At 75.5% G+C, this 14,739-nt stretch carries 15 protein-coding genes; 3 read left to right on the top strand and 12 right to left on the bottom strand.

Features of this window, described 5'->3' with window-relative positions; all coding sequences use genetic code 11:
* Nucleotides 1-86 precede the first annotated feature (86 nt).
* Both ACF1AK_RS33090 and ACF1AK_RS33085 read right to left on the bottom strand, forming a co-directional pair.
* Nucleotides 87-737 carry a response regulator gene (locus ACF1AK_RS33090; protein ID WP_391502511.1) on the bottom strand — a complete coding sequence of 217 codons (651 nt, stop codon included), beginning with the start codon at nucleotides 735-737 and terminating at the stop codon, nucleotides 87-89.
* Nucleotides 734-1,954 carry a sensor histidine kinase gene (locus ACF1AK_RS33085; protein WP_391502510.1) on the bottom strand — a complete coding sequence of 407 codons (1,221 nt, stop codon included), beginning with the start codon at nucleotides 1,952-1,954 and terminating at the stop codon, nucleotides 734-736. The genes ACF1AK_RS33090 and ACF1AK_RS33085 overlap by 4 nt, the downstream gene beginning before the upstream one ends.
* Nucleotides 1,955-2,116: 162 nt before the next feature.
* Here ACF1AK_RS33085 and ACF1AK_RS33080 point away from each other — a divergent pair, with 162 nt between their 5' ends.
* Both ACF1AK_RS33080 and ACF1AK_RS33075 read left to right on the top strand, forming a co-directional pair.
* Complete coding sequence (locus tag ACF1AK_RS33080) at nucleotides 2,117-3,193, top strand: ABC transporter permease (RefSeq protein WP_391502527.1); 1,077 nt, start codon at nucleotides 2,117-2,119, stop codon at nucleotides 3,191-3,193.
* Nucleotides 3,190-3,858 carry an ABC transporter ATP-binding protein gene (locus tag ACF1AK_RS33075; protein WP_391502509.1) on the top strand — a complete coding sequence of 223 codons (669 nt, stop codon included), beginning with the start codon at nucleotides 3,190-3,192 and terminating at the stop codon, nucleotides 3,856-3,858. The genes ACF1AK_RS33080 and ACF1AK_RS33075 overlap by 4 nt, the downstream gene beginning before the upstream one ends.
* Before the next feature lies 1 nt (nucleotide 3,859).
* On the opposite strand, the gene ACF1AK_RS33070 is transcribed toward ACF1AK_RS33075, so the two are convergent.
* The 3 genes from ACF1AK_RS33070 to ACF1AK_RS33060 all read right to left on the bottom strand — a co-directional run bounded on the left by ACF1AK_RS33070 (nucleotide 3,860) and on the right by ACF1AK_RS33060 (nucleotide 6,316).
* Nucleotides 3,860-4,456 carry a Uma2 family endonuclease gene (locus ACF1AK_RS33070; RefSeq protein ID WP_391502508.1) on the bottom strand — a complete coding sequence of 199 codons (597 nt, stop codon included), beginning with the start codon at nucleotides 4,454-4,456 and terminating at the stop codon, nucleotides 3,860-3,862.
* Between the two features lie 99 nt (nucleotides 4,457-4,555).
* Nucleotides 4,556-5,269: a GntR family transcriptional regulator gene (locus ACF1AK_RS33065; RefSeq protein WP_391502507.1), complete on the bottom strand. Its 714-nt coding sequence runs from the start codon at nucleotides 5,267-5,269 to the stop codon at nucleotides 4,556-4,558.
* A gap of 168 nt (nucleotides 5,270-5,437) precedes the next feature.
* Nucleotides 5,438-6,316 (bottom strand): NAD(P)-dependent oxidoreductase, encoded by an 879-nt coding sequence (locus tag ACF1AK_RS33060; RefSeq protein ID WP_391502526.1) that lies wholly within the window; start codon nucleotides 6,314-6,316, stop codon nucleotides 5,438-5,440.
* Nucleotides 6,317-6,430: 114 nt separating this feature from the next.
* Between ACF1AK_RS33060 and ACF1AK_RS33055 the strand changes: the two genes are divergently transcribed.
* Nucleotides 6,431-7,027 carry a TetR/AcrR family transcriptional regulator gene (locus tag ACF1AK_RS33055; RefSeq protein WP_391502506.1) on the top strand — a complete coding sequence of 199 codons (597 nt, stop codon included), beginning with the start codon at nucleotides 6,431-6,433 and terminating at the stop codon, nucleotides 7,025-7,027.
* A 209-nt stretch (nucleotides 7,028-7,236) separates the two neighbouring features.
* Here the strand turns inward: ACF1AK_RS33055 and ACF1AK_RS33050 are convergent, their stop codons facing one another.
* The 7 genes from ACF1AK_RS33050 to ACF1AK_RS33020 all read right to left on the bottom strand — a co-directional run bounded on the left by ACF1AK_RS33050 (nucleotide 7,237) and on the right by ACF1AK_RS33020 (nucleotide 14,664).
* Nucleotides 7,237-8,109, bottom strand: a complete 873-nt coding sequence (locus tag ACF1AK_RS33050) for an ornithine cyclodeaminase family protein (RefSeq protein ID WP_391502525.1) — start codon at nucleotides 8,107-8,109, stop codon at nucleotides 7,237-7,239.
* Nucleotides 8,110-8,231: 122 nt separating this feature from the next.
* Complete coding sequence (locus ACF1AK_RS33045) at nucleotides 8,232-9,287, bottom strand: proline racemase family protein (RefSeq protein WP_391502505.1); 1,056 nt, start codon at nucleotides 9,285-9,287, stop codon at nucleotides 8,232-8,234.
* Entirely contained in the window at nucleotides 9,287-10,651 is a 1,365-nt protein-coding gene (locus ACF1AK_RS33040) for an aldehyde dehydrogenase family protein (protein WP_391502504.1), read from the bottom strand. The genes ACF1AK_RS33045 and ACF1AK_RS33040 overlap by 1 nt, the downstream gene beginning before the upstream one ends.
* Nucleotides 10,652-10,729: 78 nt before the next feature.
* On the bottom strand, nucleotides 10,730-11,734 hold the full coding sequence (locus ACF1AK_RS33035) for a proline racemase family protein (RefSeq protein ID WP_391502503.1): 1,005 nt from the start codon (nucleotides 11,732-11,734) through the stop codon (nucleotides 10,730-10,732).
* 130 nt (nucleotides 11,735-11,864) lie between these two features.
* Complete coding sequence (locus tag ACF1AK_RS33030; protein WP_391502524.1) at nucleotides 11,865-12,728, bottom strand: dihydrodipicolinate synthase family protein; 864 nt, start codon at nucleotides 12,726-12,728, stop codon at nucleotides 11,865-11,867.
* 198 nt (nucleotides 12,729-12,926) lie between these two features.
* Nucleotides 12,927-14,363 (bottom strand): NAD(P)/FAD-dependent oxidoreductase, encoded by a 1,437-nt coding sequence (locus tag ACF1AK_RS33025; protein WP_391502502.1) that lies wholly within the window; start codon nucleotides 14,361-14,363, stop codon nucleotides 12,927-12,929.
* Entirely contained in the window at nucleotides 14,344-14,664 is a 321-nt protein-coding gene (locus ACF1AK_RS33020) for a (2Fe-2S)-binding protein (RefSeq protein ID WP_380284285.1), read from the bottom strand. Before ACF1AK_RS33020 ends, ACF1AK_RS33025 begins: the two co-directional genes overlap by 20 nt.
* Nucleotides 14,665-14,739 lie beyond the last annotated feature (75 nt).

Here is a 14,739-nt window from a genome sequence, read left to right as displayed (position 1 = left end):
GTTCCCGGGCTGCCCGGCCCACCCTACGCCCCGCCCCGGATCCGCCCTCGGCCAACACCCCCGCGCCGGATCCCGCTCCCCCGGCTTCACCCCCCGCGCCGGATCAACCCCCGCGCCCGCGCCTCCCGCACCGCCGCCGTCCGCGACTCCACGCCCAACTTCGTGTAGACGTGCACCAGGTGCGACTTCACCGTCGCCTGGCTCAGCTGCAGCCGCCGGCTGATCGCCTGGTTGGTGAGCCCGTCCGCGACCAGCCCCAGCACCTCCGTCTCCCGCACGCTCAGCGCCGCCGCAGGCGTCCGCATCCGCTCCAGCAGCCGGTCCGCCACCGTCGGCGCCAGCGCCGTCCGCCCGGCCGCCGCCGACCGCACCGCCCGGGCCAGCTCCTCCGGCGGTGCGTCCTTCAGCAGGTACCCGGTGGCCCCGGCCTCCAGCGCCGGCAGGGTGTCGGCGTCGGTGTCGTACGTGGTCACCACCAGGACCCGCGGCGCCCCCGGACCACGCGCGGTGATCGCGGCGGTGGCCTGCGCGCCGTTCATCGCCGAGCCGGGACCGAACTGCAGGTCCATCAGCACCACGTCGACGTCGGCCTCCGCCGCCAGTTCGACGGCGCGCTCCGCGGTCGCCGCCTCCGCGACGATCGCGAAGTCCGGCTCGCTCTCCAGCACGGCCCGCAGCCCCGCCCGGACCACCGGATGGTCGTCGGCGAGCAGCAGGCGGATCACGGCCCCGGTCACGAGGACTCCTCCCTCGAAGCATCGGCCACCGGCAGCAGCACGGCGAGCGCCGTGCCCTCCCCCGGCGCGGACTCCACCGCGAACGTCCCGCCGAGCGCCCGCGCCCGGGCCCGCATCGACGGCAGCCCGAACCCGCCGTCCCCGCCCTCGGCGGCCTCCGGCCCGCCGGCGGCCGCCGGATCGAACCCCGCCCCGTCGTCCACCACGTCCAGCGCCACCTCCCCCGCCATGAAGCTGAGCGTCACCTCCGCGTGCGTCGCCCCCGCGTGCCGCACCGCGTTCCCGAGCGCCGACTGCGCGATCCGCAGCAGCGCCACCTCGTGCGGCACCGGCAGCCGGACCCGCTCGCCGGAGACGTGCAGCCGCACCGGCAGGCCGCTGCGCACCGACGTCGTCGCGCACAGCCGCTCCAGCGCGACCGGCAGGGTGTCGCTCTCCAGGGCGGGCGGGCTGAGCGCGCGCACGAAGCGGCGGGCCTCGTCGAGGTTGTCCTGCGCGGCCTGCCGGGCCTGCTCGACGTACTCGGCGGCGGCGTCGGCGCGCTCCGGCAGGGCGCGCTGCGCGGCCCGCAGCAGCAGCTGGATGCTGGTGAGGCTCTGCGCGAGGGTGTCGTGGATCTCCCGGGCGAGCCGCTCGCGCTCGGCGAGGACGCCGGCCGCGTGGTGGGCGGCGTCGAGGTCGGCGCGGGCGGCGGTGAGCTCGTCGATGAGCCGGCGCCGCTCCTCGCTCTCGCGGTAGAGCGCCTGGTAGCCGAGGACCGTCGCGGTGGCGACGGCGGCGCCGAGCAGCGGCCCGATCGCCGCCGCGGCGCTGACGGTGTGCTGGTGCGCGGAGTACGCCACGATCGAGGCGACCGCGGTGAGCCCCGCCGCCGCCGGCCCGGCCCGTCGGCCGAGCAGGTGCAGTTCCAGGAAGTACAGCGGGAAGGCCAGCCAGACACCGTCCTGGGTGGTGACCAGCACGCCCGCCCAGGTGACGCCGAGCAGGGCGAGCCAGAGCCCGGCGGCCCGGCGGGAGCGGCCGACCGCGCCGATCAGCGGCCCGGCCGTGTAGACGGCGGCCATCGCGGTGGCGGCGGCCGTGACGGCCGCCGGGTCGCCGCCCCGCCCGGCCAGGGCGCGGACGACGGCGAGCCCCAGCAGGCCCGCCACGAGCAGGTGCAGGCAGACCTGGAGGACGCGGGCGACGGGGGTGGTACGGGGTCGGTCGGTCGCCATCCGTCCAGCCTAGGGCGCGTGCGGCCGCCGGGCATCAATCAAAAGGTTGAACTGCGCTTCTGCCCTTCGATGCCGAGGATGCAATCCCCGGTGCGATGTCCGAGGGGCCCTTCCTCGGCCAGTCTCGTCCGTGTCGCAGTGGATCGAGTGGAAGGGCTTGCGGTGTTCGTCGCCTGGAGGGACCTGAGGTTCGCCAAGGGGCGGTTCGCCCTGATGGGGACCGTCATCGTGCTGATCACGGTGCTGGTCGGCCTGCTGTCCGGCCTGACGGCCGGGCTGGGCCGGCAGAACATCTCGGCGATCACCGGCCTGCCCGCCGACCACCTGGCCTTCGGCCGGCCCGCCGACGGCCAGAAGCTGTCGTTCACCGACTCCCAGGTCACCCCCGGGCAGTGGCAGGGCTGGGCCCGGACCCCGGGCGTCACCGGCGCCCAGCCGCTCGGCATCGCCACCACCAAGGCGGCGGCCGGACCGCGCACGGCCGCGCTCTCCGTCTTCGGCGTGCCGGAGGGCTCCTCGCTCGCCCCGCAGGGCGCCGCCCTCGTCCCGGGCCGGGCGGTGCTCTCGGAGACCGCCGCCGAGGACCTCGGCGGCCTGCGCCCGGGCGACGCGTTCACCGTCGCCGGCCACCCGCTGACGGTCGCGGCCGTCTCCGGGGACGCCTCCTACAGCCACACCCCGGTCGTCTGGACGACCCTCGCCGACTGGCAGCGGGCCGCGCCCGGCGGCGCCGGGCACGCCACCGTGGTCGCGCTGACCACCGCGAAGGGCGCCGACCTGGGCGCCGCCGACGCCGCCCTCGGCACCGAGACCCGCAGCCGGGACGACGCGCTCGCCGCGATCGGCTCCTACACCTCCGAGAACGGCTCGCTGCAGCTGATGCGGGGCTTCCTGTTCGCCATCTCGGCGCTGGTGATCGGGGCGTTCTTCACGGTCTGGACGATCCAGCGCAGCGGTGACATCGCCGTCCTCAAGGCGCTCGGCGCCTCCACCCGCTACCTGCTGCGCGACGCGCTGGGCCAGGCCGTCGTCCTGCTGCTGCTCGGCACCGCCCTCGGCACGGCCCTCGCCGCCGGCCTCGGAGCGCTGATCGGCTCCGCCGTCCCGTTCGTCCTGGACGCGCCGACCGTGCTGGTGCCCGCCGTCGTCATGATCGCGCTCGGCGCGGTCGGCGCGGCCCTGTCCGTGCGCCGCATCACCTCCGTCGACCCGCTGACCGCCCTGGGGAGTGCCCGATGACCCTCGTTCTCGACCACGTCACCCTCACCTACCCGGACGGCGACGGCCGGCTGACCGCCCTCGACGACGTCTCGCTGACCGTCCCGAAGGGCACCGTCACCGCCGTGGTCGGCCCGTCCGGCTCGGGGAAGTCCAGCCTGCTGGCGGTCGCCGCCACGCTGATCGCCCCGGACTCCGGCCGGGTGGCGGTGGACGGCACGGAGACCACCGGCCTGGACCGCACCGCGCTGACGGCGCTGCGCCGCGACCGGATCGGCATCGTCTTCCAGCAGCCCAACCTGCTGCCCTCGCTCACCGCCGTCGAGCAGCTCCAGGTGATGGCCCACCTGGACGGCCGCGCCCCGCGCACCGCCCTCCCCCGGGCGCTGGAGCTGCTGGACGCCGTCGGCCTGCGCGACCGGGCGGCCCGCCGCCCGCACCAGCTCTCCGGCGGTCAGCGCCAGCGCGTCAACATCGCCCGGGCCCTGATGAACGACCCCACCGTCCTCCTGGTCGACGAGCCCACCAGCGCCCTCGACCACGAACGCGGCGCCGCCGTCCTGGACCTGCTCACCACCCTCACCCACCAGCGCGCCACCGCCACCGTCCTGGTCACCCACGACCGCACCCACCTGACGGCGGTCGACCAGGTGGCCGAGGTCAACGACGGAAGGCTGACGGTATGACCTACTTCTGGGCGGCCAGCACGTCGTCCACCGACAGCTTCACCGATGCTCCGATGGACTCCGGCAGTTCGAACGTCTGCCCGGGGTGATGGACGGCGTGCACCCGGTACTCGCCGTTCTGCGGATCGGTGAGCACCATGATCCGCTGGTTGGTCCGGTCGACAATGAGATACACCGGAACGCCCGCCGAGGCGTACGCGGCGGGCTTCCGCTTCAAGTCATCACTGAGATCGGAGGAGGTCACCTCGACGACCAGGCGGAAGATGGCCGGATCGTAGCTGTTGTGCTCGATCAGCTTGTCGTCACTGTTCGCATCGACGATCGCCAGGTCCGGAATCGCGAAGCCGGATGGGCCGTCGGGCAACCAGATGCCGATGCCCTGGAACACTTCGGTTTCACCGTCGTCCAGTCCTGCTGCGAGAAAGACGCGGTCGAGCCGCTTGACCGACCGGCCGTGCTTCATGTTCGGCGACGGCGTCACGGTGATCTGGCTCCCGATGATCTCGACCCGATAGCCGGCGAACTGCTCGGAGATCAGCTCGGCGACTTCGAGCAGCGTGGGCTGCTCGAACGGTTCTTCCACTGCGGCGGCGGACACGAAATCCTCCTTGCTGCCGATGTCGAGAACACCATCGTAGAAGGCGGTCCCGTTCCACCGCCCAATCTCAGGATCTTCGCCCGAACGGGTGGTTCACCCCTACCGGGCCCGCAGGCGCAGGCCGGTGCGGGGCTCCTCCGCCGCCTCCTGCTGGTCCTCGGCCCACAGGGAGCGGACGTGGCTGAGGTGGCGGGTCATGCAGGACTCGGCGGCCGGGGCGTCGCCGGCGATCATCAGGTCGAGCAGCTCCAGGTGCTCCTCCGCCGAGGAGACCAGCTCGCCGCGCTCGGCGAGGCGGTTGAGGCCGTAGAGGCGGGAGCGCTTGCGCAGGTCGCCGACGACCTCCACCAGGCGGGCGTTGCCGGCCAGGCCGAGCAGGTCGAGGTGGAACTGGCGGTCAGCCTCCAGGTAGCCGATGAGGTCCTGCTTGCCCGCGGCGGCGACGATCGCCTCGGCCTGCGGGCGCAGCGCCTCCAGCTGGTCGGCGTTGGCCGTGCGGGCCACCCGGCCGACGGTGGGGACCTCGATGAGGGCGCGGATCTCGGTGAAGTCGTCGAGGTCGCGCTCGGTGAGCTCGGTGACCCGGAAGCCCTTGTTGCGGACCGCCTCGACCAGGCCCTCGCGGGCGAGGTCGAGCATGGCCTCGCGCACGGGGGTGGCGGAGACGCCGAAGTCGGCGGCCAGGGCGGGCGCGGAGTAGACGACGCCGGGGCGCAGCTCGCCGGAGATGAGGGCGGCCCGCAGGGCGTGGGCGACCTGGTCGCGCAGCCGCTCCTGGACGGAGATCAGGGTGCGGGGTTTGAGGTCGGCCATGGTGTTCCTCCGGTGAGTGCAGAACACCAGCGTACAATGTCACGTTACGTTGAGTGTGCAACATCCCGCGATTCGGACGACCCGTCAGCGCTCGCGACGCACGACGAACCCATGGTTGCAGGGCCGCCGCCCGGTGACAATGGCCGGCGGCCCACTATCCGATACGCCTCAGCCCCGGAGCACCCGGATCAGGCTGGTCGCGCTGGACGCCCCGTACCCGGCCGCGACGCCCCGCCGGAAGAGGTCGGCGAGCGCCCGCGGCAGCGCGCCGTCCACCCCGGAGGACTCCACCGTGTGCAGCACGTGCTCGACACTGGCGAGGCCCATGGTGAGCCGGTCGACATCGCCCTCGTGGTGGCCGGCGGCGATCCGCGGCGCGTAGAAGGCGAGGAAGCCCGGCATCGAGGCGGCGGTCGAGGTGGCGTAGGGCAGGAACTCGTCCGCCGGGATGCCGTTGGCCTCGGCGACGGCGGTGGCGTGCAGGTAGCCGGCCAGCGAGGTCCAGAAGAGGTCCATCTGGATCTGGTAGTACAGCTGGGCGAGCCCGGGGTCGTCGCCGCGGTAGTCGGCGCCGGTCAGCACCTCCAGGGCGGCGCGGTGCCGCCGGAACAGCTCGACCGGGCCGCTGTAGAAGGTGGACGAGCCGGGCTCGCCGATCCCCGACGGCGGCACCTGCACCCCGCCGGTGAGGTGTCCGGCGCCGCGCCCGGCCAGCCACCGGGCGGCCTCGCGGGCCCGGTCGGGGGTGTCGGAGCTGAGGTTGACGACGGTCCGGCCGGCCAGTTCCGCCTCGGCGGCGGTCAGCACGGCGAACACCGCGTCGTAGTCGGTGAGGCTGAGCACGACCAGGTCGTTGGCCGCGACCGCCGCGGCCGCGCTCGGCGCGAGGACGGCGCCGCGGGCGACCAGCTCGGCGGCGCGCCCGGCGCTCCGGTTCCAGACCGTGACGGCGTAACCGGCATCGAGGTAGGCGCCGGCCATGGCCCGGCCCATCGGACCGAGGCCGATCAGCGTGACGGACGGCGTGCTGTGCTGCTGCTGAGGCATGGCGGACATGGGATCCCCTCCGGAGAGTGACTAGAACGAACGCTCTATCCAGGGCGTGACGCTAGCACAGCAATGGAACGAACGCTCTATTCATGTCCGGGCTAGACTCGGCCCGTGAACGCCGTGAACCCCGTGCAGACGCCCACCACCGGCACCCGCGAGCGGATCGTCCGGGCCACCTCCCGGCTGCTCCAGCGCCAGGGGTTCGAGGGCACCGGCGTCAAGCAGATCTCCCGCGAGGCGCAGGCCACCCTCGGCTCCGTCTACCACTTCTTCCCGGGCGGGAAGCAGGAACTGGCCGCCGCGGCGATCCGCCACGGCGACCAGGAGTTCGCCGACCTGCTGCGCGAGGGGCTGGACAGTGCCGACGACCCGGCCGAGGCGGTCGTCGCCTGCACCCGTCTGCTCGCCGAGGCCCTGCGCGCCTCCGACTGGCAGGACGGCTGCCCGATCACCACCACCGCCCTGGAGACGGTCGGCCGGGCCCCGGTCATCGAACAGGCCGTCACCGAGGCCTTCGCCCACTGGCGCGCCCTCGTCGAGGAGAAGCTGCACGGCGCGGGCATCGCCCTGACCGACGCCCGCGAGCTCGCCGCCACCGTCATCAACACCCTGGAGGGCGCCGAACTCGCCGCCCAGGTCGCTCGCAGCGAGGAGCCCCTCCACCTCACCGGCCGTCACCTGGCCCGCCTGATCGACACCTACCGGTAGCGCGCGACCGCAGCGCCCCGGACACACGAAGAAACGGCCGACGCGGCGGGGGATCCCGTCCCACCACGTCGGCCGCTCGTCCGGCCGGTCACTTCGACGACCACCCCCCGTCCAGGGCAATGGGTCCGGGGGCGGTGGGCCGGCGCAGCGCCGAGGCGCCCGCCCACCGTGCGTCGGGCCCCACAGCGGGCCCCGTGCCGGCCGGAGACTCAGCCCGCCTCGCGGCGGTACGCCTCCGCCGCGACCGCGAGGTCCTCCCAGGCCATTCCGACGCTCTTGAAGAAGCGCGGCCGGTCGGCCGGCACCGGCGCCGCGCCGTTCACCAGTTCGGCCAGGTTCCACAGGGTGTCGGCGCCGGTGATGCCCGCCATCAGCAGGTCGCCCGCCTCCCGCAGCGCCACCGCGCGGGCCTCCACGTAGAGCGCGGACCGGGCGACCAGCACCTCGTCCACCTCCCGCGCGTCCACCTCGTGCGAGCCGACCGCCGCCACCGCCGCGTGGTCGGGGACCAGCGCGCCGTCGAACAGCGGGGTGCGCGCGGTGGTGCAGCAGACCACCAGGTCGGCGTCGGCCACGTCGGCCGGGGTGCCGACGGCCGCCGCCACGCCGTGCGCCCGGGCGTACCGGGCCAGCGCCTCGGCGGGCTGCTCGCTGCGGGCGACCACGGTCACCCGGGTCAGCGGGCGGACGGCGAGCAGCGCGTCCAGGTGGCCGTAGGCCTGCGGGCCGGAGCCGAACAGCACCAGGTGCCCGGCCCGCGGCACCGCCAGCCGGTCCAGCGCGACGGCGGTGACCGCGGGGGTGCGCAGCGAGGTGAGCGCGATGCCGTCGAGCAGGGCGAGCGGCTGCAGGGTCGGACCGTCGAGCAGCAGGTAGCTGCCGGTGATCCGGGGCAGCCCGACGGCCGGGTTGGCGGGGGCGACCCCGGCGATCTTCACCCCGGTGTACCGGGCGGAGGCGGCCGGCATCATCAGCAGTTCCCCGGCGGGCACCGGCACGGCCGAGCGGGCCGGCGCGGCCTCCGGGTCCAGCCCGTCGCGCAGCACCCGTTCGATCGCCCCGGCCGCCTCGGCGGGCGTCAGCCCGACGGGGGCCGCGGTGAGGACCTCCGCCGGGCCCGGCGCGGCGGGCTGGAGCGGCTCAGCCGCCGCGCCGGGCGCGTCCGGGGGTGACACGGCGGCCTGCGCCGTCCCCGTTCCCCCGTTCACAGCAGGAACCCCGTGCCCAGGGTGTCCTGCGGGTCGAGCACGAAGCGGTGCTCGCCGGTGCGGTGCGCGGTGCCGGTCACCTCGGTGACCACACCGTCGCCCCACGGGTCGCCGCCGGCCAGCACCCGCCCGCCGAAGACGGTCCCGACGATCGACTCGTGGCGCAGCTCCTGGCCGGGCGCGAGCCGTCCCTCGGCGGCCAGGATCGCCAGCCGGGCCGAGGTGCCGGAGCCGCAGGGCGAGCGGTCGATCTGGCCGTCCGCGAAGACGGTGACGTTGCGCTGGTTCACCCCGCCGTCCTCCGCGGGGAGTTCTTCGTGCAGGACGACCCCGTAGACGCCCGACAGCCGCGGGTCCACCGGGTGGCGCACCGCCGGGGAGCCGGCCAGGGCGGCCCGGATCTCCCGGCCGGCCGCGGTGAGTCCGGGCAGCTGCCCGAGGCTCACCGAGAGGCCGAGCGCGGCGGCCGGCACCGAGACGTAGCAGGCCCCGGAGTGCGCGACGGCCACCTCGACGGTGCCCCGGGAGGTCTCCACCGGCAGCTTCAGCTCGCTCACCCAGGCGGGCACGTTGCGGAACGTCACCCCGGTGGTCCGCCCGGCGGCCCGGTGGACCAGCGCGGTGACCCGGCCGGACGGCACGTCGATCCGCACCCGGGCGACCCCGTAGTCGGGCGCCGCGACGAGGCCGGAGTCGACCGCCCAGGCGCCGAGCGCGATGGTGCCGTGACCGCAGGCGGTCGAGTAGCCGTCCTTGTGCCAGAACAGCACGCCGAGGTCGGCCTCGTCGTCGTCCGCGGGCACCAGGAAGCCGCCGTACATTCCGGCGTGGCCGCGCGGCTCGCGGGTGAGCAGCTGCCGGACGTCGTCCAGCGCGCTCGGCCGGGGCGCGGTCGCGGTGCCGCCGGCGCCGATCGCGATCGCGCGGCGCTCGGCGACGCCGTCACCGGGGATCACCGGCGCTCCGGCGACGACGATCCGGAACGGCTCCCCGGCCGTGTGGTAGTCGACGGTGTCGATGTGCAGGGCCTCGGCGGCGGGCTGCGCCGTCATCAGGCACCCCCGGCCGGCAGCAGGGTGACGGTACGGCCCTGGGTGTAGAAGTCCAGCGCCGCCTGCCCCTGCTCGCGGGCACCGTGGCTGGCGCCCTTGGCGCCGCCGAACGGCAGGTGGAAGTCGACGCCGCTGGACGGCGCGTTGACCCGGATCATGCCCGCGTCCAGCCGGTCGGCGACGGCCAGCGCCGCGTCCAGGTTCCGGGTGTGCACCGAGGCGGCCAGGGTGTACGGGGTGTCGTTGGCGAGCGCGATCGCCTCGTCCAGATCGGCCGCGGCGTGCAGCACGGCGATCGGGCCGAAGAACTCCTCGCGGCGCAGCGGGTGGTCGTCCGGCACCCCGGTGACCAGGGTCGGGTCCAGGAACCAGCCGTCCCGCTCGGGCACGCCGCCGCCGGCCAGCACCTCGGCGCCGGCCTCCCGGGCGGAGGCGACGGCCGCGGTGATCTCGTCCCGGGAGGCCGCGCTGATGACCGGGCCGCAGGCGGTGTCGTCGACCTCGCCGAGCGCCTTGACCAGCGCGGCGCGCAGCGGCTCGTAGGCCGCGCCGACCGCGATGACCCGGCTGGTGGCGGTGCACTTCTGCCCCGCGTAGCCGGCGATCGCCGCGGCGACGTGGGCGGCGGCCTGGTCGATGTCGGCGTCCGGCAGGACGAGCGCGGCGTTCAGCCCGCCGAGTTCGGCCTGCACGGGGATGCCGCGCTCGGTGGCGGTGCGCACGACCTGCCGGCCGACCCCGGTGGAGCCGGTGAAGGAGACCACGTCGGCCGCGGCGACCAGGGTGCCGCCCTCGGCGCCGCCGCCGGGCAGCACGGTGAGGACGTCCTCGGGCAGCCCGGCCCCGGCGATCAGCTCGGCCAGCCGCAGCGCGCAGCCGATCGCCTCCGAGGACGGCTTGAGGACGACGCTGTTGCCGACGGCCAGCGCCGGGGCGGTCTTCCAGCAGGGGATCGCCAGCGGGAAGTTCCAGGGCGTGATCAGCCCGGCGACCCCGTACGGGCGGCGGCGGGTGAGCAGCAGGCCGGGCCCGCCGGCGGTCTCGTGCACCTCGCCGGTGGCCGCGAACGGCGCCTGGGCGTAGTAGCGCCAGATCGCGACGGTGCGGGCGACCTCGCCGCGCGCCTCGGCGATCGGCTTGCCGACCTCGCGCACGACCAGCCCGGCCAGTTCCTCGGCGTGCGCCTCGACCGCCTCGGCGATCCGGGTGAGCACGGCGGAGCGGGCGCCGGCGCCGGCGGCGAGCCAGCCGGGCTGCGCGGCCCGGGCGCGGGCGACGGCGGCCTCGACGGCTTCGGTGCCGGGGCGGGGCGCCTCGGCGACGAGGTCCGCGGGGTCGGCGGGGTTGTACGAACGGATCGTCACTTCGGTCAGCCCTTCGGGGGATACGACGGGGTCGGGACGAGAACGGGGGGGCGGGATGGGGGGACGCGCGCGGCGGGGTCAGAGCAGGAAGCCGGCCGGGAACGGGTCGGCGGGGTCGAGGAAGTACTGGGCGGTGCCGGTGAGCCAGGCCCGTCCGGTGACGGTCGGCACCACCGCGGGGCGCCCGGCCACCTCGGTCTCCTCGACCAGGCGGCCGATGAAGGTGGTCCCGATGAAGGAGTCGTTGCGGAAGTCCCGGTCGAGCGGCAGCTCGCCGCGCGCGTGCAGCTGGGCCATCCGGGCCGAGGTGCCGGTGCCGCAGGGCGAGCGGTCGAACCAGCCGGGGTGGATGGCCATCGCGTGCCGGGAGTGCTCGGCGGTGGAGCCGGGAGCGAGCAGCTGGACGTGGTGGCAGCCGTGGATGGACGGGTCCTCCGGGTGCACCGGGCGGTCCGGGCCGGCGTTGATGGCGTCCATCAGGGCCAGGCCGGCGTCCAGGATGTCCTGCTTGCGCTCCCGCTCGAACGGCAGGCCGAACTCGGCGAGCGGCAGGATCGCGTAGAAGTTGCCGCCGTAGGCGAGGTCGTAGGTCACCGTGCCGTGGCCGGGGACCTCGATCTTGCGCTCCAGCGCCTGCGCGTAGGACGGCACGTTGCGGATGGTGACCGCCTTGGCCGCGCCGTTCTCCACCGCGACGTCCGCGACCACCAGGCCGGCCGGGGTGTCCAGCCGGACGGTGGTGACCGGCTCGACGACCGGCACCATGCCGGTCTCCACCAGCACGGTGGCCACGCCGATGGTGCCGTGGCCGCACATCGGCAGCAGGCCGGAGACCTCGATGTAGAGCACGCCCCAGTCGGCGTCCGGCCGGGTCGGCGGCTGCAGGATGGCGCCGCTCATCGCGGCGTGGCCGCGGGGCTCGTACATCAGCAGCGTCCGGAAGTCGTCCAGGTGCTGCTGGAAGTGCACCCGGCGCTCGGCCATGGTGGCGCCGGGGATGACGCCGAAGCCGCCGGTGACGACCCGGGTGGGCATGCCCTCGGTGTGCGAGTCGACGGCGTGGAAGACGTGACGGCTGCGCATCTGCTGACGCTCCGTGGGGTGGTGGGGTGAGGGTGGGGTGGACGGGTCCGTGCCCCGGCGGGCGGGTGTCCGGTGGGGCCGGCTGCCGCCGCAGCCGGCCGGTCCGGACACCGGAACCACGTCGTACGGGTCAGGCCAGGCCCTCGGCCAGCGCCTTCTCGGTGGCCGCGCGGACGGCCGCCTCGATCTCCGGGGTCAGCGGCAGGCGCGGGGCCCGGGTCGGACCGCCGGGGCGGCCGGCGATGTCCATGGACAGCTTGATCGCCTGGACGAACTCGGTCTTGGAGTCCCAGCGCAGCAGCTGGTGCAGCGCCTTGTACAGCGGCAGCGCGGTGCCCAGGTCGTGGGCGACGGCGGCCTTGTACAGCGCGACGCTCGCCTCGGGCAGCGCGTTCGGGTAGCCGGCGATCCAGCCGACGGCGCCGGCCAGGGCCAGCTCCAGCAGCACGTCGTCGGCGCCGATCAGCAGGTCGAGGCCGGGGGCCAGCTCGGCGATCTCGTACGCCCGGCGGACGTCACCGGTGAACTCCTTGACCGCCACGATCGAGCCCTCGCCGTGCAGTTCGGCGAGCAGCGACGGCACGAGGTCGACCTTGGTGTCGATCGGGTTGTTGTAGGCGACGATCGGCACACCGGCCTTGGCGACCTCGGCGTAGTGGCCGCGGACGGCGTCCCGGTCGGCGCGGTAGGCGTTCGGCGGCAGCAGCAGGACGGAGCCGGCGCCGGCCTCGGCGGCCTGCTCGGCCCAGCGGCGGGACTCGGCGCTGCCGTAGGCGGCGACGCCGGGCATCACCCGGGAGCCGTCGCCGGCCGCCTCGACGGCGACCTCGACGACCTTGGCCCGCTCCTCGGCGGTGAGGGTCTGGTACTCGCCGAGCGAGCCGTTGGGGACGACGCCGTCGCAGCCCGACTCGATCAGCCAGCGGACGTGCTCGGCGTAGGCGTCGTAGTCGACGGAGAGGTCCGGGCGCAGCGGGAGCGTGGTGGCGACCATGATGCCGCGCCAGGGCCGGGTGGTGTCGTGCGGGGTCTGGGACACAGGTGACTCCTTGGTGAGGTGTGACATTTTATTAGGGAGCGCGCAGCGGAGACAAGAGTCCCCGCCGGACGATTTCGGACAGACCCGGCGGGCGGCGCCGGACGGGCCGGACCGTGCGGGCCCGGTCCTCGACCGGCCGGGCCCGCCCGGGGCTCAGTCCTCGCGGTCCGGTTCGGCCGCGAGCTGCCCGAGCGGAACGGGGCAGGAGAACGGCCTGCTGTCCGCGCGGGACTCCTGCGGGACGGCGCCGCCGCCCGCCAGGCAGGCCACCGCCGGACCGCACATCCGGCCCTGACACCAGCCCATCCCGGCCCGGGTCAGCAGCTTGACGGTGCGTGCGTCGCCCGCGCCGAGCTCGTCCACCGCCTCGCGGATCCGCCCGGCCGGGACCTCCTCGCAGCGGCAGACGTCGGTGTCCTCCCGCAGCCACTCGGTCCAGCCGGGGCCGGGCCGGTGGGCGGCGGCCATCAGCTCGGCGAAGGCCCGCAGCCGGGAGCGCCGGCGCAGCAGCGCGGTGCGCACCGGCCGGCCGGCCACCGCGTGCGCGGCCAGCTCGCCCTCGGTGATCGCCAGGTCGGCGCCGCCGACCCCACAGGTCTCGCCGGCCGCCCAGAGCCCGCGGACGGTGGTCCGCAGGCGGGCGTCGACCGCGAGTGCGGCCGTCCCGTCGGGCGTGGTGCGGGTGGCCGCGCCCGACTCGGTGGCCAGCTCGATCTGCGGGACCAGGCCGTGACCGACGGCGAGCGCGTCGCACTCGATCCGCCGCTCACTTCCCGGTACCGGACGCCAGGCGGCGTCCAACCGGGCCACCGTGACGGCGGTGACCCGGTCCGTTCCGTGCGCCTCCACGACCGCGCTGCGCGGGCGCAGCCGCACCCCGTGGCGCAGCAGCGCGGAGCCGTGCCCGGCGCCCTCGACCAGCTTGGCCGGAACGGCGGCCAGCACGCCGGGGCGCCGGGCGTAGCCGAGGTACGCGGTGGCCTCCACCACCGCGGGGACCTCGGCACCGGCGGTGACCAGGGAGGAGGCCGCCGCGAGCAGCAACGGGCCGCTCCCGGCCACCACGATCCGCCGGCCGGGCAGCACCAGACCGGCCTTGAGCATGGCCTGCGCGCCGCCGGCGGTGACCACCCCGGGCAGCGTCCACCCGGGGAAGGGCAGCTGCCGCTCGTACGCGCCGGTGGCGAGCAGGACGGCGGCGGACCGGACGGTGGCCCGGTCGTCGGCGTCCGGGCCGGTGGTGGCGTGCAGACGCCAGTCGCGCTCCCCGGCCCGCTCCAGCGCCCACACCTGGTGGCCGGCCAGCAGGTCGACGCGGCCGGCCGCACGGTGGGCGGCGAGCCGGTCGGCGAGGCCGGTGTAGACGGACCAGCCGTGGTGCAGCCGGTCGGGGCGGGCCGCGCCGAGGCCGGGGGCGGGGTGGCGGTAGTACTGCCCGCCGGTGCTCCGGCCGGCGTCGACCAGGGCGCAGCGCAGCCCGAGGTCGGCGGCGGTCACGGCGGCGGCGAGGCCGGCCGGGCCCGCGCCGACCACCGCGAGGTCGTAGGGGCGCGGACCGCCGGGCAGGGGCTCAGACGTCGAGGTCGGCACGGCCGTGGCCCTCCTGGGTGGTGACGGTGGTGCCGGGCTCGGCCGGCAGCAGGCAGGTGCGCTGGTTGGGCCGCCCGTCGACGGTGGCCAGGCAGTCGAAGCAGGCGCCGATGCCGCAGAACGCCCCGCGCGGCCTGCCGCCGACCCGGGTGGTGCGCCAGGCCAGCACGCCGTCGGCCCACAGGGCGGCGGCGATGGTCTGCCCGGGCAGCGCGGGCACGGGCCGGCCGTCGAAGTCGATGGTGTGCGCGGGCCCGGGTTCGGCCCGGACCAGCTCCGCGGGGGTGCGGCTACGGCGCATGGGTGGGGGTTCTCCGTTCAGCTCATGAGCCGATCGTGGGGTGGTCGGGCCTCGGCCGCAGGGGCTCGGCCGCCG

The sequence above is a fragment of the Kitasatospora sp. NPDC015120 genome, from assembly GCF_043080305.1.
GTDB lineage: Bacteria > Actinomycetota > Actinomycetes > Streptomycetales > Streptomycetaceae > Kitasatospora.
The sequence above is the reverse complement of the archived record's forward strand: the minus strand, read 5'-3'. Positions and strand labels throughout refer to the sequence as shown.